The organism is Segatella asaccharophila (assembly GCF_054687055.1).
Genome location: NZ_BAACAN010000001.1, coordinates 262,324 through 286,119, shown reverse-complemented (window position 1 = coordinate 286,119; position 23,796 = coordinate 262,324). Strand labels below are relative to the sequence as shown.

Annotated in this window: 19 protein-coding genes and 1 pseudogene; 3 read left to right on the top strand and 17 right to left on the bottom strand. The window is 41.5% G+C overall.

Annotated elements, in window-relative coordinates:
• Positions 1-23: 23 nt before the first annotated feature.
• The 12 genes and pseudogenes from ACYRYG_RS01220 to ACYRYG_RS01165 form a co-directional block, all read right to left on the bottom strand.
• On the bottom strand, positions 24-1,193 hold the full coding sequence (locus ACYRYG_RS01220; RefSeq protein ID WP_460197370.1) for a glycosyltransferase: 1,170 nt from the start codon (positions 1,191-1,193) through the stop codon (positions 24-26).
• The gene (locus ACYRYG_RS01215; RefSeq protein ID WP_460197368.1) at positions 1,190-2,638 is read right to left on the bottom strand and encodes a hypothetical protein; all 1,449 of its coding nucleotides are present in this window, start codon (positions 2,636-2,638) and stop codon (positions 1,190-1,192) included. The genes ACYRYG_RS01220 and ACYRYG_RS01215 overlap by 4 nt, the downstream gene beginning before the upstream one ends.
• A 3-nt stretch (positions 2,639-2,641) precedes the next feature.
• On the bottom strand, positions 2,642-3,676 hold the full coding sequence (locus tag ACYRYG_RS01210) for a hypothetical protein (protein ID WP_460197367.1): 1,035 nt from the start codon (positions 3,674-3,676) through the stop codon (positions 2,642-2,644).
• A gap of 49 nt (positions 3,677-3,725) precedes the next feature.
• Positions 3,726-4,823 carry a polysaccharide pyruvyl transferase family protein gene (locus ACYRYG_RS01205; protein ID WP_460197365.1) on the bottom strand — a complete coding sequence of 366 codons (1,098 nt, stop codon included), beginning with the start codon at positions 4,821-4,823 and terminating at the stop codon, positions 3,726-3,728.
• Positions 4,824-4,837: 14 nt separating this feature from the next.
• Positions 4,838-5,827 (bottom strand): glycosyltransferase family 2 protein, encoded by a 990-nt coding sequence (locus ACYRYG_RS01200; RefSeq protein WP_460197364.1) that lies wholly within the window; start codon positions 5,825-5,827, stop codon positions 4,838-4,840.
• 20 nt (positions 5,828-5,847) lie between these two features.
• Positions 5,848-6,918, bottom strand: coding sequence for a glycosyltransferase family 2 protein (locus ACYRYG_RS01195; RefSeq protein WP_460197363.1), 1,071 nt, complete (start codon positions 6,916-6,918; stop codon positions 5,848-5,850).
• A gap of 26 nt (positions 6,919-6,944) precedes the next feature.
• Positions 6,945-7,790 carry an SDR family NAD(P)-dependent oxidoreductase gene (locus tag ACYRYG_RS01190; RefSeq protein ID WP_460197361.1) on the bottom strand — a complete coding sequence of 282 codons (846 nt, stop codon included), beginning with the start codon at positions 7,788-7,790 and terminating at the stop codon, positions 6,945-6,947.
• Positions 7,791-8,136: 346 nt separating this feature from the next.
• Positions 8,137-8,484, bottom strand: coding sequence for a hypothetical protein (locus ACYRYG_RS01185; protein ID WP_460197359.1), 348 nt, complete (start codon positions 8,482-8,484; stop codon positions 8,137-8,139).
• Between the two features lie 754 nt (positions 8,485-9,238).
• On the bottom strand, positions 9,239-9,544 hold the full coding sequence (locus ACYRYG_RS01180) for a helix-turn-helix domain-containing protein (RefSeq protein WP_294075834.1): 306 nt from the start codon (positions 9,542-9,544) through the stop codon (positions 9,239-9,241).
• Positions 9,516-9,812, bottom strand: a pseudogene (locus ACYRYG_RS01175) (type II toxin-antitoxin system RelE/ParE family toxin). Before ACYRYG_RS01175 ends, ACYRYG_RS01180 begins: the two are co-directional and overlap by 29 nt.
• A 434-nt stretch (positions 9,813-10,246) precedes the next feature.
• Positions 10,247-10,531, bottom strand: a complete 285-nt coding sequence (locus ACYRYG_RS01170) for a hypothetical protein (RefSeq protein ID WP_293422841.1) — start codon at positions 10,529-10,531, stop codon at positions 10,247-10,249.
• A 46-nt stretch (positions 10,532-10,577) separates the two neighbouring features.
• On the bottom strand, positions 10,578-11,291 hold the full coding sequence (locus ACYRYG_RS01165; RefSeq protein WP_460197357.1) for a hypothetical protein: 714 nt from the start codon (positions 11,289-11,291) through the stop codon (positions 10,578-10,580).
• 551 nt (positions 11,292-11,842) lie between these two features.
• On the opposite strand from ACYRYG_RS01165, the gene ACYRYG_RS01160 reads away from it, so the two are divergent.
• Positions 11,843-12,148, top strand: coding sequence for a DNA glycosylase AlkZ-like family protein (locus ACYRYG_RS01160; RefSeq protein ID WP_294075836.1), 306 nt, complete (start codon positions 11,843-11,845; stop codon positions 12,146-12,148).
• A gap of 298 nt (positions 12,149-12,446) precedes the next feature.
• On the opposite strand, the gene ACYRYG_RS01155 is transcribed toward ACYRYG_RS01160, so the two are convergent.
• From ACYRYG_RS01155 to ACYRYG_RS01140, 4 genes are all read right to left on the bottom strand, one after another.
• A complete protein-coding gene (locus ACYRYG_RS01155) occupies positions 12,447-13,802 on the bottom strand; it encodes a carbohydrate porin (RefSeq protein WP_294077367.1) in 1,356 nt (451 codons plus the stop codon).
• A 650-nt stretch (positions 13,803-14,452) separates the two neighbouring features.
• Positions 14,453-17,572 carry an efflux RND transporter permease subunit gene (locus tag ACYRYG_RS01150; protein WP_293442573.1) on the bottom strand — a complete coding sequence of 1,040 codons (3,120 nt, stop codon included), beginning with the start codon at positions 17,570-17,572 and terminating at the stop codon, positions 14,453-14,455.
• Between the two features lie 68 nt (positions 17,573-17,640).
• Entirely contained in the window at positions 17,641-18,546 is a 906-nt protein-coding gene (locus ACYRYG_RS01145; protein ID WP_294077365.1) for an efflux RND transporter periplasmic adaptor subunit, read from the bottom strand.
• A 12-nt stretch (positions 18,547-18,558) separates the two neighbouring features.
• A complete protein-coding gene (locus ACYRYG_RS01140) occupies positions 18,559-19,851 on the bottom strand; it encodes a TolC family protein (protein WP_293418851.1) in 1,293 nt (430 codons plus the stop codon).
• Positions 19,852-20,209: 358 nt separating this feature from the next.
• Between ACYRYG_RS01140 and ACYRYG_RS01135 the strand changes: the two genes are divergently transcribed.
• Complete coding sequence (locus ACYRYG_RS01135) at positions 20,210-20,701, top strand: 3'-5' exonuclease (RefSeq protein ID WP_293418848.1); 492 nt, start codon at positions 20,210-20,212, stop codon at positions 20,699-20,701.
• A 6-nt stretch (positions 20,702-20,707) separates the two neighbouring features.
• Here ACYRYG_RS01135 and ACYRYG_RS01130 read toward each other — a convergent pair whose 3' ends face one another.
• Complete coding sequence (locus ACYRYG_RS01130; protein ID WP_460197354.1) at positions 20,708-22,798, bottom strand: LTA synthase family protein; 2,091 nt, start codon at positions 22,796-22,798, stop codon at positions 20,708-20,710.
• Positions 22,799-22,989: 191 nt separating this feature from the next.
• Here ACYRYG_RS01130 and ACYRYG_RS01125 point away from each other — a divergent pair, with 191 nt between their 5' ends.
• Positions 22,990-23,781: a phosphatase PAP2 family protein gene (locus tag ACYRYG_RS01125; protein ID WP_252760264.1), complete on the top strand. Its 792-nt coding sequence runs from the start codon at positions 22,990-22,992 to the stop codon at positions 23,779-23,781.
• The last annotated feature ends 15 nt before the right edge of the window (positions 23,782-23,796 follow it).

Sequence of the window (23,796 nt, the reverse complement as noted above, 5' to 3'; positions counted from 1 at the left end):
TAATATAAGAAAAAATATTGTCCTTATGCAGTTGGGCACTTAAAAACGTTTATTATATTCTGATAATATTTCTCAGCATTATACCGCTTCATTGCTGACTCTGCAATCTTTTTACAATCAAATGATGCGTTCCACATCAATTCTATTTTTTCTTTAAGATCTTCGACATTCTTGGATTCAAACGTCATACCACTATTTCCTTCATCTATTAACTCAGGAATACCACCAATCCGAGCCCCAAGAACAGGAGTACCGAGACATTTCGCTTCAATGGCTGACAAAGGACTATTTTCATACCATTCCGATGGAATTACAGAAAAATGAGCTTTACCAACCAGTTCTTTAATCTCATCCCAATCCTTATAACCGACAAACTCAATTTGAGAATGTGCCTTAGCTTTTAATTCACTCGCCAAAGGACCGTCACCGATTATGACAAGCCGGTAAGGCAACCGATTGGCGGCTTCCAGCAAAGTCATTACACCCTTTTCATGGCTCAAACGTCCTACATAACAATAATAATTCTCTTTAGTATAATCTTGCCTTTTACACTTTTCTACATCTATAAAATTGCAAAGCGTGATAAGTTTATTCCTGTCAAAGCCACCTTTTTCCATTTCTTCCTGCATAAAATATGAAGGACAAATGAATGTATCGGTATAACTTTCCAATCTCCCCTTATTCCATTTCTTTGCTTCCTTATATCCAATCCAGCTTCCAATCATACCACCTTTCATACAAGAATACTTAAAGCAGTTTCCCTTATTTTTCGGATCAAAGCATAATTCACAGTTTTCTCCACTACGTAGACAGTCATAACGAGGACACAACAGTTTATAGTCATGTAATGTCCATACCAAACGGATACCTTTTTCATGAGCAATTTCTGCAATGACTGGTGACAACTGTGTATGAATATTATTAAGATGGACTACATCAGGATGAAAATCATCACAGAGTTTGCAGAATTTCCGCTTAGTCTCTCCATCTCCAAACGGTCTCGTCAGAACTTTCAAACCCTTCATCTCTGAAGGAAAGTATTTTGACCATTTCGAAGAAAGATTTTGATGATATTGCTGAGAAAATACAGCTACCTCATGCCCATGCTTTTTTAACAGCTGTTCGAGGTTCATCATATAGATGCAATCACCACCCCGACGGTAATAAAACTTATTCGCTAAAAGTATTTTCATCTATGTAAGAAGATAAGAAACACAATATCAGCCAAAACCAATATGATAAGTGTGGAAATCCAAGCTCCTGTTATACGTTTTTTCTTTTTTCCCCAATCTTCATCAGCATCTTTGAGAACCTTCAGCTCTCCTTCGTCCAGCAAACTAGAGTACTCGTGACGAACACTACTTAGTATTTTGTCGTATTTTGGTTCCTTAGAAGAAATATTTCTATAATTCAACCAGAGTTGTACCGCAGAAACTACTATCAGTATCATAATTATCCATAGAATAGAAGCCGAGAAGCAGAAGCCGCTAACATTTTCCTTGGATATGACTTTCAATATGATGGTTGACAATATAAAACTTGCAACGACAAGCATGTTCTGCCTCATTCTGTCTACATATTTGTCTATGGCTTCATCAACTTTACTCCTATAACTAAGAAGAAAATTGCTTATGTCATTACGAACTTTGATAAATCTATCGACATTCTCTTTTATAAAGATGTTGTGATTAGATACCATTATCCCCAAGACTTCGTCTGTTGTATCCAGTAAATTAGTTTGGCCATTCAACGATAATATGTTTCGGGCAATATTCAGTTTGTCGTAAATTTGTTCGTTGGCATAAATCCATTGGTAAATTTTCAATAAATTCCAGTTATTAAAATCAAACTTAGTTTTCTCTAAATCTATATTCTTGTTGATAACAGAATAGCCGGAAAGATGTATGTGACAACCCAGATCATCGGAATTAGTATCATTAGCTATATAAGCTAAAGACAATGCTATGCAAGCGTTATGAAATTTAGTTTGTAAAGCGACTGTACTACTGTAATCTCTGATGTAAAAATCATCTGGCAAGAGATTGATATCCTGTATGTCTGACTTGCATGTATGTTTCCATAATTCAAGTCTCGCTAATTTATTCTCTACTAGTTTGGGCTTAGTACAAGTGGCTTTTTTACCAATAAAAACAAAAGTGTTAGTATTCCAACACTGGAAATTTTTATTCTGTACCTCAAAATATGAGCAATCTTTCTTATCGAGATCATTAAAGATGCGAATAAAGACTTTATAATCAAGTTTAACCAAATAGTCAGAAAAAATTTTATAGTCATAAACAGAAATAATGTGATTGGAGACATTTTTACTAATTTGCACCTTGACCGTCAGATTTTCATCACTTGTTTTATTGAAATCTTTGGAAAAATCAATCCAGTTATTTTTGGAAGAAATAAAGTCAGTATTCTCATAATCTTCATCATCATAGTCTTTCCATCTGATGGTTATATTATCTCTTGATGAAACATAACCATTAGGAAATGAGGATGGTAATTGACGTTTCTCTTTATTCTCAAAATAGAACTCCAAAGAAACATAGTCCTCAGTTTCTTCTATTGAAAGCTGCTCAGATTGTGTCTTTATAAAAATATCTATTATGCTTCTAACCCAATCTGTCATAGCTTATCTTCTTGTGAGTCCTTTTGCATATTCATAACCCGTGTCGCTGTAAATCTTGATGTATTTGCGGCCATTATCATTACCAGATTGAATGACTTTGTCAACATCCTGAATGTCTTGAAGCAAATGCAATTCTATATCATCGGAAAGTTTTACTGTTTCCTTAAACTTATCTTTGATTACCTCTGGTTTCTTTTGAAACCTGTTATCTATGGTTCCCAGCTCAGATATCTTGTCTATTTTCTTTTTAAGGTCTTCAACATCCAGATTACCATCAAACGGATGATAGCCGCCAATAACATTATCCCGAAAGTCTTCTACATCAAAGTCACCATCACTGCGGAAATAGTGAATCACGGCATTGCGGATATTCAGATAGTCCTGCTTATGTTCTTTCTTGATAGGATCAAGAATCTTTTTCTTGACGATTTTGAAGGCTTCTTTGGTATTTGCCTCATCACTTCTTTCCTCATCAAGACACAGAAAATTATGAAACCAATATACAGATTTTCCTTGCGAGTTGGCATCATGGGAGACGATATGGTTTATTTTTATCTTCTCGTCTTTAATAATTATATCGAAAACACAAGATTTGAATATCTTCTTCTTGGCGGGCAATCCCACATCCATCCTGCCAGAAACAGTATTGATGAAGCTCGTTTTGTCGGCCTTTATAAACAACATTTGGCATTCACACGATTTATTAACATTTAGCGCAATGATAAGGAAGCTTGCCGGTATAGACTTATTGGTCTGTTTTATTTTATTGTTGGCTTCTATTTCTTTCTCAAGCAAACGATCGGCTATTAGTTGACAGATGTTATCTATGTTATCTTCTTTTGGGAGAAGTGTTTCTATCACTTTCGGGAAGAATGTATCATTAGGTGTAAAGCCATAATTTCTGTCATGGTGGTTATTGTTTTCCTCAACAATCTGGTCGATATAAGCAGATATACTATCCTCTGACTCAAAATGTTGCAGAGTAGCTCGATTATGTTCTTTATCGATTGAGAAAATTCTGTAAAAAGGTTCTTTCATAAGTTTTTATATTTTGATGTCCATTCCATAATTGATCAGATCGGGTTCTTTATTCATCTATTATCTTTTTCAATATATCGATAGAGTTTCTGCGCTCTCTATCCAAAACAGCGTTGACACTTTTATAGTCTATATCTTTATCGATGACTGACAGATCGTTAGGGACTGTTACAATTCTATCCAAAAGACCTGTCAATTTTAAAATACTCTGATTTCTTGATGCAGTGCCGTTTTTCGGGAGCACTTCCACAAATTGTTTATTAAAATTAATGGCAAAACAAGTACCATGAAATGAATCCGTTATAAGATATGAACAATTTTTTATTGCAGAAAGAAAATCACCTAAATCCGGTAAATATATAAACTTGCCTCCACGGCAGAACTGGTGCAATGAAGGAGACACTCTATATAAAGGAAGATTCACCTCTTTAGCAAATGATTTTGCGTATGAACTTAGTTGGACATTATTGTGAAGTTGATAAACAAGTACATATCCACTTGGCCTATTTTTCTTAATAAACTTGCTCCATTCTTCACCTGTTAAAAGCATTGTAGGATCCAAGACTTGTCCTGCACATGGAATATTCCACTTTCTCAATAATTCCTGCGCACTATTCTCTCTTACACTAATGTTACTATATCGAACAAGCATCCTTTTATAAGCAGCAACAGTAGTATCAACAAATTCTGTCTTTCCAAAACTTGCTGCATAAGCAACTTTTTTTGTATCTTCATCAACAAAATCAAGAAAATAATTCTTATCATAAGCATCTGTGAGCACAGGTCCCCATACCTGATCACTTCCTGTCATAAAGATATCAGCACGAAGATTTTCCAGATCTCTTGTATTTTCACATCGTTTGGTCATCTTGAGATATTTCTTACGCATGCCATCAAACTTATGCTGAGCCCTCCATTCCATAGGAAACCGAACGGCGACATACAAGAACTTTTTCAATGGATTTGAATACCCTTCTTTATGGTTTACGTTGGCAAGAACAGCTTTTAGCCCCCTTTCATCATCACGCTGATAGTCAATAATTTCAGCGTCGACACCAAGACGATTCAGCAACTTTAATGTTGCGATTGACTGTAAAAGAGAACCATAGTTTGATGGTCCATGTCTTGTTATTACTTTTATGTTCATCTTCAAAATCAGTATTATGACATGGTATCAACTTTAAACTTGCGTTTTGTACGCCATGCCATGAACTTTGCAACCCATACTGGCCAAACCGTTGCTGTTGCAAGGTAAACCTTTTTCTTCATCGGTACTGCAGCCTGAGTTATACACTTGAATGCTATCGATCTGAATTCCTTCTTAGTGCTTTTATAGAGTTCTGTATATTCTGCCGGCATGCCCGCCCAAATAATATACTCCATCAAGAAGTTGCAATTAAAGCAGAGATGCCAATTCACAGCATGCATGGTTACAGGAGTCCGAATTTCCAACTTCTCCTTAATATTTCTTATATTCCACATCGCATTGATAGCATGTTGCACTTCATGCTTTGTCAATCCACTATTTGGATTATTCAATCGATAGTTGTAGACTCTTCTGTGTCCGATGGCGACCTTATTGGAGAACTGGGCTGCCATCACAGAGAAGTACAACCCTTCACCAAACCATGGTATGTCAAAGCGAAGGTTATGTTCGCGGATGACGCTCATAGTATATATCTTATTCCAAGGACCTAATGGGATTTTGACATATAAGATGTCAGCCATCGCATCAGCACTACTGCTGACAAGAATATTATCCACTTCGTTTTGAACGCGATTTCTTGTTGTGAAGACGCTGTCTGTGGTAGCCATCTCACAATGATTATTCTCCATCAAGCTCACAAGATACTCAATACAATCTGGTTCCATCCAATCATCACCGTCAGCGAACATCAGATAATCTCCTGTGGCTCTGTCTAATCCATAGTTACGGGCATCACAACATCCTCCGTTGCTCTTATGGAGTGACATAACCCTGTCATCTTTCTTAGCATATTCATCTCCTATCTTTCCACTATTATCTGGTGAGCCGTCATCTACAAGAATTAATTCAAAGTTCTCATAGGTTTGATTCAGAACTGAGTCTATCAGTTTGTTTAGAAATGACTCTGATTTATAAAGTGGTACAACGATTGAAACTTTCTTCATAATAGTATTGCTGTTAAGTTTCATGCACAAACTCGGTAGGGTGTAAGAGTTTGATAAACACAAAGATGAGCAATATTATCCGAAAATGTACTACCCCCGTGTATTTTAATGCTAAGTCGCATTGTTTTTCTATTTCTGCTGTCCATAATCTTTGCTAATAGTTTAGGACATAACATCATAAATGGTGATTTAAGCCTTTCGATAATCCTTATCCCCTTAACTCTTAACGCTACGATAGCCTTTTCCCTACCGTAAGACAGGCATTCCTTGTAAACATTAGGATATAGATGAGCAACATGTGCATTTGCCATCCAAATGAACATGTCACAATGTGTATGCCAGTCAGCATAATCAAGAGCAAGCTTAACTCTCTTGGTCTTAATCATAAGATCCTTACGAATTTGAGTTATTGCTTCTATTGCCATCGTGCACTTTCTCACATTAAAATGAGTCATTGCTGATTCATTGTTGTCACGCCTATAGAAGTATATCTTACGTTTCCCTGCAACTACTTTGTTTGCACGTTGAAATGCATAAGTATTGAAGTTGAAACCTTCTCCTATGAATATATTTGAATAGAACCTGATATGTTTCAATAGTAAAAAATCTCTTCTAAACATCTTACTATATACACCAACCGGAGCATTATAAAGAAGTATTGCCTCGGTGGCTAACTCTGGTGTCAGAATTCTTACTTCATCTTGTTCAATCTGTTCTTTATGAAACGTAGTAAACATTTCTGATGAATAAGCTATATCAGCATCATACAGCTTGCAAAGTTTCAAAAGATACTCAACGTAATCAGGCATCAAGTAATCATCAGCGTCAGAAAAACATACGTATTCTCCTGTTGCAGCTTCAATCCCCACATTTCGTGTTTCGCTTACTCCAGAATTCGCTTTATTGATTATTATTATTCTGTCATCTGTTTTTGCATAAGACTCGCATATCGACAATGAACCATCTATACTCCCATCGTTTACCAATATTACCTCGATGTCTTTATAGCTCTGAGTCAATATTGAGGCTATACATTCACCTAAGTACCGCTCCGCATTATAGATTGGTACAATGATTGATACTTTCGTCATATTTTATGATTTAGTATAAGTCAAAACTATTTGCGTACAACGACACCTGCTCCTCCAGACATATAAAGGGTCTGTCCGATAATGGTATTACCCAAATCACTGACCATCATCTTAGCATACTCTGCAACTTCTTCCGGCAAAGTATATCTTTCTATCGGATTATTAGGTGTATAAATACTGCCTTCCACAAGTTCGTCTTGCATTGCCGTTGCAGATGGTCCAGGGCCTATTGCATTTACAACGATTCCGTATTGTAATAACCGCTGTGCCATACCTTCGGTGATACCTGCAATACCGCGCTTGGACAATCTATAAGGCGACCACGATGCCTCCAAAGCTCTATGAGAAGAGATTATGAGAACATGTCCCTTGATATTGTTGGCAATCATGTACTTCGCCATAGTCTGACAAAGGAAGTAAGTGCCTTTGAGGTTTACATTCATAACAGTGTCATATTCTTCCTCAGTGACATTTAAAAAGTCGAAGTGGCTCCGACCCGTATGTCTTCCATGACTACAAACAAGTATATCTATGCGACCAAACATTGCAGCTGCCTCTTTGATATAAAAATCAAACTTTGATACTTGACTTACATTAAGAACCATGTGCTTGCATCCGCCACCGAGTGTTTCGCACTTAGCTCTCAGCTTCTGTTCATTCGTACCAGCTACAATAACCTTGCAGCCGCACTCAATGAACTTCTTAGCTATTGCCAAACCGATACCACCAGAACCACCCGTTATCAGAGCAACCTTCCCTTTGAGTAAGTTACCATCTTCCTTTTCGTAGACGATAGGTATCTCCTTCTTCCACTTCAGCATTGCGTTCATTATAAACAATGCCGACTTAAGCTTTTCTTTTAGTTTACTCATATTTCAACTATAGTATTTGATGTTGATCTAATAAATCTATGTACATCCAAAGAACTTTTGTTTTCAGTACTGAACCTTGTACGAACATCGACTTGAACAATATGTAAACGTCTATTATCCCATGAGCTACCAGGAAACGTCCTGTTTATGGACGTCCCCAGATTTTACTCATAAATGTTAAACTTTTGTTATTAACAAACTTTTGCGTAATAACAGGGCAAAAGTGTTTGATTTGAGATATTCTCGTCTGCAAACTTCACCAGAAGATCCTTGATGTAAACTACAGGTGAGATTGCATTCAACTCCAAACAGTTTTCTAAACTCTTCTATGAACCACATCGAGCCTTCATGATTCTCTATAAGGCTGTCTATAAAATTTCGTCTTATCATACGGTTTTAAAAAAGTCCCGTTATCAAACCTGACACTGAAACGCTGTATTTTTTGATCTGACTTAATGGCTGGCTGACCGCCATCGGGCAGGGACCCGTCCGGAACCACATCAATCCTGACCGGGCTGCTGCCTGTCTTAGGCAGGGAGTATCTGTCCCAGAAATGTTTTCTATAGTAGCGATTGACATTTGGGTAGTTATAATCGTTTTCCTCGCAGAACCGTTTCATTGAACCACTGCCTCCATACATTCTATATTCCCTGATGATGGCCGCGTAGTCCGGTTGGTTTCTTTTTTCTTCCATTGTGTGATAAAATATTATTTCACACACAAAGGTATAACTTGTTTTTTACAACGCATGACGGAGAAATGGACGGTTACCGTCCGCAAATGACTTTCTGTCATCCAAAACCACATTTCACTTACACTTTGCTTTTTGAAAGCCATCATGGAATTTCCTTCAAATAGAAATTGAAAATGTCTCGAATCTTTACTATTCTTCATTTCCATTTACATTTTCAGTATCCCGTTTTCCAATCGCCGTTCGTTTAGGTGGTCACTCCAATGCTTTCAGGTGGTAAAAGCATTGGAGTCAGGGTGCAAGCGTACGGCGATTGGACCCTAAACGAACGTTGATTACCGAGCCGGAAAGGTAAAATTGCGTGTAAACAAATCGGAAGCCATTGATACATAGCATTTTGCGGATATTCGCTGAGAATCGCGTATTTCGGACCGAAGACTACTTGGTGAATTCTATCGCCGTTTTGAGAGGGTTTGTAAAATCAAAAAGAAAGAAAACTTGCGCATTTAACAACAATCTATCAAAAAAAATTTCATCCTTGGCCGGCTGACCAGTATATGGTGGAGTTGACACCGTTGTTTTACACAAAATGTCCGGATGGACCTATTCTTTTCTTCCGTCTTGTAGGGAAGAGTGGTTTCTCTAAATCTGTCGTACTCACCCTCATTCCTGATTTCTGATTTCTGATGTGAGCACAAATGTAACATTTATTAAGGGGGCTTGCAAGATGCCTATTTTGGACGCTTACCACTTACCGCTAAACGATAGGCTTTACAATCTCTACTCGCAATCCTAAAGCATCCATGATACGATAAAATACACCTGCACTTGGAACGATGGCACCATTTTCAATACGTGATATATAGGACTTCGTGGAATGAATACGTTTTGCAAGTTCAGACTGAGTCACTTTTGCTTCTTTTCTCGCATCAACCAAGATCTGGCTTGTATAAAAAGTGTAAGCCTTATTCTCCGCCTCGACACGTTCTGAAGTCCCTTCCTTCCCAAATTTTGCATCCAAAATGGCATCGTAATCAACGATTTTGTGATTGTTTATCTCCATAATATACCTCCTTAATTCTTAATGCCTTATCAATTTCAGAAATTGGTGTCTTTTGTGTCTTCTTTTGGAAACCATTGAACAACACAACGATATTACCATCATCAAATATAAAAAACACACGATAAATATTGCCCTTGTATTCTGTTCGTAATTCATACAGTCCTTCACGAATAATTCTGACAAACTTTTTGGATAACCTACCCTGCGTTTTTAAAAGAAGCAACCCATATTAGATTTTTTCCTGCTCTTTTTCTTTCAAGGTATTCATGAAAGCCTCAAAATATCCTCCGTATGTTTTTATTTTACGTTTCACTTCACAAAGATAGCAAAAGTTTCATTATAAAGCAACATTTCAGAACCTTTTTATTCTTGTACACTCCTATTTGTGTAAGTTTCCAATTGATGTCCACACCCTATAAACAGGTCACCACAGAGTGTCCCTAATTTTTTATTGCGAATAAGACTGAAGAGATTTTAATCTATGGCCAGCTGGTCAGATAAACTATTCCTAAGGTCGTAGCCAATTATTAAAGTTTTCAGGCTTTAGAACACAAGGACCAAAATGGTGCATTTTACCCTACCGAAATAGTGTATTTTGGTCACCGTCAGATTGTGACTCTGTTCCTTAACCATTCCAAGAAGTCTTTACGAGCAACTCCCATCGTTCTAAGATTTGATTTAATAATAAATTCAGGTACAGGATCAATATGAGTTTGGGATATAATCCATCAATTTATCTTTCTCAAGCAGTTCCTTGAAGTCTGGTTCAGACCACTTACTTTGATCTATAGTCCCACCATGCTTTTTAAGGTCTTCATCAAGGGTTTTATTGCAGGTCTGCATCTTCAACCAGTCTTGAAGGATCCAGTCAAAATCTTTCTTTGCTCCATCCTCCGTTATATCATAGCCAGACAAGTCAAGTGATGGACAGTAAGCTATCCATGATTTTCCTTCTTTGAAAATGAATCCCGATACTTTGATATTCACCTAGCCTTGATCTATTTTGATATAGTTCCTCATTCCTATGCAAATATTAGCCATTATCCATTGCCTGACGGCTCGAGTCCACTAGATCCTGTACTTCTTCAAATTCTTCCTTGTATATACTGCCGACCGCCACGACCATATCTCCCACCTTCATGACGAACTTGTGGTCATGAGCCATCCTGATGACATAACCTTCCTGACCTTTCAGAACACCCGTAAGTACCCGTATCCTGACATTCCCCTCAGCATAGTGATCAATGGAATTTTGCAGGATCCGGATCCGGGTAGGGTCATCCTTCATGATCTGCATGAAAGGTTGCATCTGAACGTCGGGGATCACAGCCGGAACATTGGTGTTGTGATCCTTGACCAGATGAAGGGTAGGATAATGCTCATGCAAATATTGTTGAAGAAATTTGGTACTGCCCTGCAGGAAGACAAAACCACTGATTGAAGGTTTCTCTATCTTCCTGACGCCATGTCTGGCTTTCTCATAGAAAACGGACCGGTGGACAAAGCAGCGGCAATGGCCCTCCTTGTTCACCTCGGCTTCAAACTTGTCCACTTTCTTATTATGGATAAACAAATAGCCCCACGAGGCAGGATCCTCAGCCCATTTCTGACTGATCTTTTCATCCTCCGGAGATATTCTCCCTATTCCTTGACCTGACTGTCTGTCAATCCAAGTAACGTGTTTGCCCTTTGGAAAACAACCGTTTTCGTCGGCTATAATCGAGGTTACCGTACCATCCGGTTTCATAGTTCCCTTGATTATTTTATGCCCTTGCCAACTGCCCTCTCGGTGGTACTGGCGTACCCGAAAGTGCTGAAGTCTTATTTACCATACTCGTATCTCTTAATACTCGTAATCCACTATTTTTCAGGCTCATAGCCTGGACATAACAACTTCTTTACTCTTTGTAAAAGGAGTATTGCGATACAAAGATACATTTTTCTATGATTTCGGATAGTTTTTCATCCTTTTTCTTTCAAGAACAGAAAAATTCTTCGCCGATCATTTCGGAAAGTATTGATAGTCAGAATGGTTATTCGTATCGCCCATTCCCAAAGATTCAACTTGACACGATGCCGGGATCAAATGCAGTTGATGACCTGTCCATGGCAGAAAAATGCGTTTTGTCCTACTTCACACTGATACCCAATCACTGATGTACCGGAAAACGGGTATCATCAAAAAAACTTGCAGAAATCATCTGTAATACAAAATATTTCAGTGACTTTATATTCGGTGATCAGATATTAGGAAAAGATTGTATATAATACCATGGGGAGGCCGGAATTTCTATCTGTTTGAAGGATGTCGTACACAAGGATTCCGCACAGCTTCTTCCACCCTATGATGAATATCTGATCGGCTATAAGAGTCGTGACCTCGTCCTTCCGCCAGGACAACGCCATCGTACCCATAACAACAGTGGCAATTTCTATCCGGTGATAGCCCATAACGGTATAATCTATGGCAATTGGAGTCCCTACGAGGATACGCTTCAAGTTGATTTCTTTGACAAGGATGCTCTTATAGATTATAAATATATAATATATCGCAAAGCATTAAAAACAAATACTTTGCGATATTTAGTTATTGTGATTATCTGATATGATGATAAAGAGTTCCTCACTTGCCGTGTAAAACAGGCGACACTGAGTCAGGCTTATGCCCCTTTCTGTTGCTGGATGTTACACAGTCTGGCTGGGAAAGGGTTCTTGAAGTAAGGAAGGGATCATTCCAACCATACTTGTCATCCAAATCTTTAGTGTATCTTCCAAACATAATTACCTCCTTTTTTATATTATGCAAATATAAACTATTCCAATATCATTTGCAACATTGAGGGCAACTTATTTATTTTTAGAATTTGTCAGAGTCGGATACGCATTCTGCTGAAATCAAATATTAAAAAACGGCATGGATTCTCAGGCTCAATACATTTACAGGGCCACGGCTTCGATTATATCCTGGGTTAATAATAAATTGATATGCCCCCGAAATGAACAAATTATCTTTCAAGGCAAATGAATAATACAGTTCTGAGAGATTTTCCAAACCGTAATCTAAATGTCCGTCACCCAGTTCGAATCCATATCCACCGGCTTTAAGATAATCACGGTGGGAATTTGACAATGCCGATATTACGTATGCCAGTCCCACCGTGTCATTTTTACGATGCCATTTACTGCCATCAGCAGAAATTCCGGCACTCAATGTACGATCGACTTCTGTAAAAGCCCATGTCTCGTTATGACCGTCATTCCATCCCGCTCTGAAAAATACACCCATAAAGTCATTTATCTCTTGCTCAAGGTTGACTCCAAAGCCATATTTGGTCCTACCGGCTTTCTCTGTCCTAGACAGATCGGGAGAAGTAGGATCCAATTTTAAACTTTCCTCATAGTTTCCCATATTTGCCCAGTTGATGAATGAGAACAACCGGATACTTCCCTTTTCTCCATCGAGGGAATAATTGTGAGTGTATTCCAAAGAATGGGAGCTGGATCTTTGAAGTCGCCAATCCATTTGCATTCCATTTGCGATCTTTGGAAGCAACGAGATGCCATAACGTAATGCATTATGCGGTGTAACCCATTCTAACACTATACTGGGAGTGTATCCTTTGGTGTTCGCTGCGAAATCCCATGCACCATTGTCCATAAGTCCCCAACTCATAAATTGTGTTCTTGGATCATGACTGTATTTATTAGTGTCAAAAACATCAGATACACAAATTTTCCCAATCGTCAAGGCTATATATTCAGTCGGGATCATCCCTCCTAATTGATTGATGTCGTCACATTGATAAACCTTATTGCTGCTCAAAGGAATAATTTGAGTAAGATATAGTCGACCTAATTCAAAGGATGGTGCAGGGCTGTCTACTCTATACGCCTCACCGTTGGTAGATGCTCCTACTCCAGCAGAACCGCTCAAGCCCGCGCCACCTGATATTTCCGGTCCAATAAAGAGACTTCCACCCTTCCACAACCTTACACCAAAGAATAAAGTTGTTGTCAGTGATCGCTTGGATTCACCTTTAGAGATCAGGCTGTTTGTTCCTGAATAGGCCGCATGAAAAGATGGTTTATATTGAGATATTACGGTTACCTGCCCATGTATGGAAAAGCGTTCATTTTTCAGGGTGTCTTCAGACTGTGCCAGAACAGTACTTGAAATTCCTGTGGCTAATAATACACACAGGAAACATAATCTCATAAGAAGAATGTATCTTAAAGTAATTTTTCTTGTTATCATCATTTGTATATTTGTTTTTACAGCATCATAAATGCTATATTAATGTTCGTAATATACTATATTAATGTTCGTAATATACTGTATTCCCGTTCATCCATTTAGCAACTACTGCGAGCCCTGCCACGAGGATCGTCTCATCGATAATTACTTATAGGAAAAAATCGGATATATATAATCAGAGAACTTCCAAGGGTCTTCCAAGACCAAAGGATTGGAGTCAAGAAATCGATTCAGACAAAGTGTGTAAAAGAAGTCATGTATTACTTCCCTGTTTATGCGCCAGAAAGAAGGCGGGAACGGCCCACTCCCCCACTAAGCGCAGGTTGATGATTTTATTATATTTGACGGGTTACTGTCCATATATTTTTTAAATTTGCGGTGCAAAGATATACTTTTTTTCTTAATTGTTCACTTTATTTAATAAAAAAACAAAGTTATGACCTGAAAAATCATTCATATTATTTGGTAGCAGTGTCCTTATTATTTCTCTCTATTTAGATTAATTAAGTAGTATGGTACTCAATCTGTCCGTTCTCTTTTCCGTTAGTTATTATTTAAGGAGCCAAGTCAACGAAGAAGTTAGATCACCGTTCTAACAAGGATCAAGAAATCCATCCTATAGAAAAATCAGCGCTATAGGATGGAGTCATCGTTTACCGGAATATTTTCAGCATCAGACAAGGCAGCACCAGCAACAGCAGCGGCAAGGCTACGCAGAATCCTCCGATGACCGCTACGGCAAGCGGCTGCTGCATCTGAGCCCCCACTCCAATCCCTAAGGCGAGAGGCATCAGAGCCAGTACAGCACTGATGGCAGTCATTAACTTTGGACGGATGCGTAAGGCTATGGCATAGTCGACAGATTCGGCCACAGCACCACCCCGTTGCCTGTTCTGGTCATATTGGTTGACAGTGAAGATAGCATTCTCGGCAATGATACCCACCACCATGATGATCCCCGTATAACTGCTCACATTAAGAGGCGTTCCGGTGATATAAAGCGCCAGCAGACTCCCTCCTACTCCAAGGACGGAGATAAAAAGGATGGCAAGGGAGATACCCCATTTGCGGAAGAGGAACAGCAGCACGGAGAAAACCAGCAAGGTTGCCATCAGGAGGATGGTAAGTAATTCACTGAACGACTGTTGCTGCTGTGAATAAGCTCCACCAAACTGTAAGGTATATCCTTTCGGCAGATTAAGTTTTTTATGGAATTGCTGCTGCAGGTCCTTTACCGTTGATCCGAGGTCACGGCCTTCCAGACGGGCTGTCAGCGTAATATCCGCCTTCAGGTCTTCCCGTTTCTGCTCGATCTCACCAGGAATGACGCTCATCCTGCAGAAATAACCTACAGGACGTGTAGTGCCGTCAGGAAGAAAGACCGGTTCATGCATGATCTTTGCCGGGTCATTATCCTTGAAGTCAACGAATCTCAATAACACCCTTCTGAGTTGTTCTCCATCCTGGATGCTGCCTATCTGTAGTCCCCCCGTCATTGCTGCCTGCTGTGGTGCCGGTTCAATGACATTATCAGGTTGGCTGAGCGGCACTCCCCCTATATAGCATGACAGTTGACTGGAAAAATCATCAAGGGAGATGCCATACTGAGCCAACAACTGTTCATTTGGGGTATAGACTATAGAAGAGCCGGCAGGCACCAGCCCGTTATCAATATCCACGACGCCATGAGTATGTCTCATGATATGTTCCGCCTGGGCCGACAACTGTTCCAGTCGCTTGTAGTTATTACCGAAGATTTTTATTTCTATTGGATTCGGCGTACTCATCAGATCCCCCAGCAAATCAGAGATACGCTGCCCGAAATCTACGGTCATTACAGGTACTTTCTGCGCTATCTCCTTTCTGAGATCATTGATCACTTCCGGAGTAGTCTCCTTCCGGCCGGGCTTCAACTGGATGAGATAATCACCGAAATTAGACGGCTTGACATCGAAGGACATGCCCAGCGCAGTCCTTCGGGAATAAGTCTCTACGGCAGGATGGGACATGATGATTTTCTCCATCTCCCGGCAGAGACGGTCAGTCTCTTCTATGTCCGTCCCCGATGGAGAGTGATAATCAAGTACGATAGTCCCCTCATCCAGGTCAGGGAGGAATCCCGTCTGCATCTGATGATAAGATAGCCAGCCTCCCCCAACCAAGGCCATGACAAAGAGGATGACGATGACCGGATGCCGGTAAGCTCTTGTCAGCCATCTCACCTTTCTGACAGCATCCTGTTCAGTACTGTTACCCGTCTTTTCCGGGTGCCGCGGACGGAACACTTTCTTACCGCTGATTACGATATAAAGTGTCGGCAGCAGAATCCAGGTCACGAAAAAGGAAGCCAGCAGTGTGAGTTGCATCGTTATGGCAAGGTCCTTGAAGAATGCTCCTGCCATACCACTCATCATACGGAACGGGAAATAAATGATAATGGTAGAAAGCGACGAAGCCACCATAGCGGGAAAGAGATTATGGATGGCAGTATGCACCACGGTGGTCCGGGGCTCCTGAGGATGATCTTCCTGTTCACGATAGATCTGTTCGATAATGACGATGGCATCGTCGAGGATTAATCCCACCGAGGCCGCTATGGCTCCCAGTGACATGATGTTCAGTGATATGCCGGCAATTTTCACGAGCAGGATACTCAATGCCAGCGTGACAGGTATCGTCAGCATCACGGCAGAGCTGGCACGCCAGGAACGCAAGAAGAGAACCATCACGAGGATGGCCAGGAAAAGACCCTCGATAATCGTTCTTACTACACCATAGATAGAACTGCCTACAAAGGCACTCTGGTCATAATAAGTCTTCAGCTCATAACCAGCAGGAAGGGCCTTCTGCACTTCCTTTTCCTTTGCTTTTACATTCTTGGCAAAAGTGAGCAGGTTCACTCCAGGCTGTTTCACCAGGTCGATAAGCACCGCATCATCACCGTCTGCATTGATTTTCAGGAATTCCTGTTGCTCCTGCACCTCTACCCGGGCAATGTCCGAGAGATACACCATCCTGTTCTGGTTGCCTTTGATGACCGTGTTCTCCAACTGCCGGACATTGCGTATTCTCGTATCGGTCAGTGTCAGATAGAGTCGGTGATACCCTCCCACCATTCCGTTACCCTCGATAAAATTGGTATGCTGGAAAGCCTTGATGATGTCTTCCGGGGTAATGCCGAGAGAGGACATCTTTGTTGCATCCGGGATGACGACAAACTCTTTTGCCTTGCCTCCATGGATGACCACATTGCTAATGCCGTCCACCTGGGAGAACAGCGGCCGTACGACGAGATTGGCCACATCTCTCATTTCTATACTGCCGTGAGTCTTACTCTTCAGCGTATAGCCATATACAGGATACAGACTCTGGTTCATGACCTCCGTCGAGATGACCGTACCAGCAGGAAGATAGTTCTTGATCTCATTGACACGACTTTCCAGTTGGGCTTTCAGGGCATAGATATCCATCCCCCATTTGAAATACACATCGATGACACAACTGCCACGACTCGTACTACTTTTAACCGTCGTCACTCCTTGTACCTTCTTCACCGCACTCTCCAGCGGTTTCGTAACCGTGATCATCATCCTGTCAACAGGTTGTTCTCCAGCATCAGCAATAAGCGTGATCCTTGGAAACTGAACTTCCGGAAACAGACTTTTCCGCATATTCAAGTAACTGTATATCCCTGCCAGCAGGATGAGAGCACCTACAAAAATGATAGGTCTCTCAAAGAGTTGGTACATCGACTTCTTCTGTATCTTGTTCATGATTTAATATGAGTTTCTTAGGAATGGAACCAGCGTATTTGAAGGAGATCCATCAACTTATAGTTACCTTATCTGACCATTTTCACAATGGACTGTTCCGTCAAGGCATAAGCGCCGTTATTGACAATTCTGTCAGAAGGATTGAGTTTCGGAGAGAGAATTTCTATGTAGCGGTCATTGCCGTTACCCGTTATGACAGGAATTTTCTCTACCGTAGAATCACTTGTCAGGCGGAAAATCCAATACCGGCTTAGATTATCATCACTCTGCACGGCTCCGACAGGCAGGATCTGATGATTACCGGTTGTACTTTTGACCCAAATGACGGCCTTTGCTACCAGTCCTGCCGGGAGGAATCCGGCATGTACCCTGGCAATGAAATCTTCAGTCTGGTCGGCATCATCCATATTTAACAAGGCACGGACCAGGGTTGTCTTCAGTCGGGTACCCTCAGGCAGCAGCAGCGTACAAGGCATCCCTGAGTGTACCTGTCTCCGTTCATCATAAGGGATATGGATACGAAACACCAGACTTGTTGCGTCCACGACATCACATACCGGCGTGCCCTCTGTCACGTAACTCCCCTGCTGTTGATAAACGGCTGTAATGATACCCGGGATAGAAGACGACACGGTGACAGGAGCTACCTGCATGCCCAATGCAGCCTGTTCATTACTTTTCATGGAGAAGAGAAAACCGTGGCGTCCCGTCCGGTCACCCTGTTGTAGATGCATGCGGACAATATAGCCTGATACAGGAGCCACCATCTTCACCTCCCGCAGATAGTCAGACTGCGCGAGGAACTCCAGCCGCCGGCTGATGTTGCCATATTCTACATGAGTAATGGTGACCTGCGTATGAGGCACCGGAGCAGGCTCTTCCGATGCCTTTTGCCGGCAAGCCGCTAAACAACTTGTGGTCAGGATGAGGGATAAGATAGAATAGACAAGTGTCTTGTTGTTATTTGTAACCATGTTTCTGTTTATTTACCAGTTCCAATAATTATAGGTGTTGACGATCATATCCTTGTTGACACATAGCGTGTTATGGTTTCTTATTTCGTCACGGTAATGGCTGAAGACATTGATATAGTCAATGACAGACCTCCTGCCCGCCATGATTTCCCGTTTATAATCTGCCAGCAGCCTGCGATAGTCCTGTAGTTGTTGTTGTGAAAGTCGGATCTGTTCGTCCTGAGTCTTCATGATCTCCAGCAATGACCTGAGACGTTCTTTCCTTACAGTCATCTCATGATTACGCTGTTCGCGGATTGTACTTAAAGCCAGGTGGTACTCTCTCTGGCGATGCTTCATCTGTTTGCCGTCAGAGAGCAGCCAGGTAAGATGCAATCCTGCACTGACCCCGAAATGACGGTAAAGGTCCTTATAGGCACCCGTCTGAACTCCGTTGGTCACAAAGAGAGACAGTTGGGGTCGGTAGAGATTCTGATAACTCGCCAGGTCAGTATGCTGCAAGAGGCTGTCAAGCCGGAATTGTTCCAGGAAAAAGGAAGAGGACGGTTCCCTGCCCGGTTGTATAGAGAGGTCAACCGGTTGCAGATCATTGTCAGGAAGCGGCTCAGAGAGGCCACAGAGAATATTTAATTCCGCATGATGAGACTGGAAAGATTGTCGGGCCTGTTCCCTAATACTTTTATTCTTCTGCCTTTCTATGTCAATGAGCCGCAGATCAGCCACGCTTGCCAGTCCCTTGTTGGCAAGTGCTGACACGATCCTGCTCTGGTAGATGAGCAATGAGTCGAGGGAATTATATGTCCGTTCATTTTCCTCGTCGAGCAAACAGAGGAGATATTGCTCCGTCACTAACCGGTGTAAATCATGCGAGGACAGACGGATATGATCATCTTCCATATCATTGCGGATATTCCAATACTGTTTTTCCGTCTGGAAATTCCGGTCCCCTGACAGAGGCTTCGTCCAGGTCAGACCGGCATCGATATGACCGCTGCTCTCACCAAGATCATAGCCATAATAATCCTTGCCATCCTGATCATTCCAGCGGAATCCACTTTTCCCGTTTTCGGTCGACACTACAGGGACAAAAAGAGCATCGCCGGAGAATTCCAGTCGGGAATGTGTGTAGACAGCCTTCAGCCGCTGGATTTCTTCATCTCCGACAGCCTTCCGGTTCCGTGCAGCGACGAGCAACGGACTATTCCTGTCAGCTATGGAAAGGTAATCCTGTAAACGGCGTTGAGCAGATACTGAGGTGAAAAGGATCAAAAAGATTCCGATAAGGATTAGTTTATTCTTGTTCATCTGATTATAAAAGATTTGTGTCGTTTTATTGCTTCACAGAGAGGAGGCAGACGAGGAGAAAGCCTTCTTATCAACTGTTCGCATGATTATTTTGTTGTCAAAAGTAACAGCAGACTTTGAAGATATTTTGTTATTTTCAGCTATCAGAGGTGGTTTTCACTCTAATTAACATTAGAGTTGATTTATGCTGAAGAGTCAACGAGATTCCCTTAAGTCAGTATTTTCAGGTTATTTCGGTTTGACTTTGAAAATAAAATACTACCTTTGCCTTGTGACTAATTGCCAGTTGGTTTGCCCAAAAGACAATTAACCGTGTAGGGACTTTCCTAAAACATGAAAAGTATTTTGTAGAGAAACGATGAAGGATTTTGCCGCAATAGATTTTGAAACAGCCAACTATTCCCGTACGAGTGTATGCAGTGTAGGAGTGATTATTGTCCGTGGGGATCAGTTTATCGATTCTTTCTATTCCCTCATTCAGCCAGAGCCAGACTATTACAATTATCGCTGCACCCAGGTACATGGACTAACTCGTGCAGATACAGAAGACGCACCCGTCTTCCCCATTGTCTGGAAACAGATTGCCCCTAAAATTGAAGGGCTGCCCCTGGTCGCCCATAACAGTCCTTTTGATGAAGGGTGTCTGAAAGCCGTTTTCCGCTGTTATCAGATGGACTACCCGGATTATCAATTCTACGATACGCTGCGTGCTTCCCGCAGAGTCCTGCCGGATCTGGAAAATCACCAGCTGCAGACCGTCGCCGCGGCTTGCGGTTATGATCTCACCAAGCATCATAACGCTCTTGCGGACGCTGAGGCCTGCGCCTGGATAGCAAGAGGGATTCTTTAAAGGAAACTATTTCTTCCCCTTGAAATAAAGGTTGACATACTGGTAGTATGCCTGGGCCTTTCTGACTATTTTCTGATCCGGCTGTTTTCTCAGAATCTCATTGTAGTTCCAATCACCTAAAGGTTTCAGGTCATACTGCTGGATTTTTCTGACAGGAGAAAGGACGGTCAGGGTATGTCCTTGCATATATCCCAGATCCTGATAAGTAGCCATGAATGCACGGGGCTTGAAATTCCCGGCCAGGATATTACTGCCCGTATATTTCACCTTACAGGGCAAATTCAGTATAGACATCAGTGTAGGCATGACATCAATCTGGGAACAGAGTGTCTTGACATATTGAGGCTTGATGTTGCCCGGAGAATAAACAATGCAAGGGATATGATATTTCTCTATTGGCAGCGAAGTCTTTCCGGCACTTGAAGCACAATGGTCGGCAATAATTACGAATACCGTATGATGGAACCACGGTTTCCTGGAAGCCTCGGCGATAAAGTGCCCGATCGCATAATCCGTATATCTTACGGCATTGTCACGAGATTTCGGATCCCCGACGACTTTTATTTTACCTGCCGGGTAGGTATAGGGGCGATGGTTGCTCGTGGTCATGATCTGAGCGAAGAACGGTTTTCCGTCCCTTGCATCCTGATCAAACACCTGAAGGCTTTTGCGGAACATGTCTCCGTCACATACTCCCCAGATATTCGCGAAGGATATATCTTTCTTGGGAATCTGATTCCGGTCGATCACCTCATAACCGTTGTGAGAGAAATAATTCCCCATATTATCGAAGTAGCTGTCGCCGCCATAGAGAAACTGCACATGATAGCCCAGCCGCTTGAGTTGGGCGCCTGCGGAGTAACTCCCCATTCTGTTATCTGCTCTCTTGATGATACTTTCACCGGCACTTGGCGGAACACATAAAGACAGCGCTTCCAGTCCCCGGACCGTTCTGTTACCGGCAGCATACAGATTATCGAATACCAGACTCTTTGTCATGATTTTATCCAGTTCAGGTGTCAGATGATCCTGATTTCCATAACGGGTCAGATATTCCCCACTCAGGCTCTCCACGGTTACGAGTACGATATTGAGTTTTCTGGCTTGTCCACCCTGGCCGAGTTGTTTCTCGCCATGCTTGTCAAGGCCGGCTTCATTCCTGTAGATTGCCATACACTCTTTCCTCGGAATCATGGCATAGAACTTGTTATATTCAAGTTTGTTACTCCTGAAGGCATTCAGAAAATCGTAGGGACCGTTTTGTTCCAGTTGGGTAACATATTCATCATTACTTTGCAGGTTGCAGGTCCAGGATACAAGGATAAAGGCGATGACGCAAGTGACCAGATAGAGGCCTGTCTGTGCAGCCAGTTGTATGGGATTGAACAGATGGTCCATTTTGAGTTTATGGGTCCTTGCGCACAGAAAGACGATCAAGGCAGCAATAATAAATGCTCCGGTGAAAAGAGGAATGACAGCGTATGACTGCATGATGTTCCCGATGGTTTCATGGGTATATACCAGGTAGTCGACGGCAATGAAATTAAATCTCACGCCGAATTCCTGCCAGAAGAAATATTCCGCCAGGCATACGATCAAGAACAAGAAGACATATAGGATCCACGTAAAATAAACAGATATTTTACGCCAGGTATTCCGTAAGCCCGGTATAAAAAACCGCAGGGAAAAACTGATCAGTTTCCAGGTAAGGAATATCCTGGCAATTCTGGAGGCGGCGCCCCCATAGTCAGCAAATATAGAATGAAAGAACCATACATAGACGAACGCTGCCAGCCACAATCCTTCAATCACCCAGCCAGCTGCTTTGCTGTACTTCCATTCATTCAGGCCTAAATAAACCAAGAGCAATGGCAGCAGAAGCAGGACACACATACTGCTGTCAGACAGTACTCCTACTCCCAGAAGGCGTACGATTTCAAGAAAGGAAAAGGAATTGCCGGCCGCCGGACCGGTAAGCATCAATATGATACGAAGAATGAACCCTGCAACCAGGTATAATTCGAAAAACTGAACCGCAATAAGATGTGCGGGATTGCTGTACGAGGTAGCCTTATGACGAAATAAGTCTGTATTCATATCTGCTTAAATCTGTATTTTAAAATTTCCAACGCAAAAATAAGCATAAATTCTATATTTCTGATCACCAAATATTTAAATAGTCCTTAGATTTTGTAGAGAATCTGTGTTTTTTGTTTTTTGTCTTTATTCGCCAAGATTTCTCCAAAGTTAGTTATTATTTTCGCCACAAATATATAAAGGCAAGAACCATGTACTCAAACTATATCTCTGCTAACATGAAATATACCCCTACTGTCCGGTACATTTCAGTTAACATGATGTACCGTAAAGCGGCTGCCAAGGCTTTAACCCTGACGAGTCTGCTGGGTATATTGCTGATCGTCATCGGTCAGTGGAGTGAATATGTGGCTGTACTGGATCTCATGGATAAGAAACTGATGCTGATGCTGAATTTCAAGGGATCAACCTTTACCGACAATTTCTGGTATCATTATTCGCAGAAAACGTTATGGATACCACTGGCAGCTGTATCCTTGTGGAGTTCTGTCCGGGACTACCCTAAAGAAAAACTCGACAAACTCATTTTTTTTATTGTGACGATCGCCTTAGTTGCTTTTCTGGACCGACTCTCTTCCGGTGTGATCAAACCCCTCGTTGGTCGCTTACGCCCTTCACATGATCCATCTATTGCACCACTGCTCCATTACGTCAACGGCTACAGAGGTGGCCTGCATGGATTCGTGTCTGGTCATGCAACCGTTTCAGTAGGGATCATCACATGGCTGGGAATGATCTATAAAGACAAACTGACCCGGATTTCCCTGGTGTTGTTTTCCGGCATGCTGTGCTATTCCAGAATCTATCTGGGGGTACACTATCCAGGAGATGTCCTTTGCGGTGCCCTCATAGGCTTTATCTTCGCATACTTTACATTCCAGTTTCTCAGCCGTAAAATCAAGACCAAACCGGTGACCAGGCGTCCCTACATCCTGTTGTCTATTTTTTACCTTACCCTGATAATTTTATTGATCAGTGCATAATAAATAACAATCAAA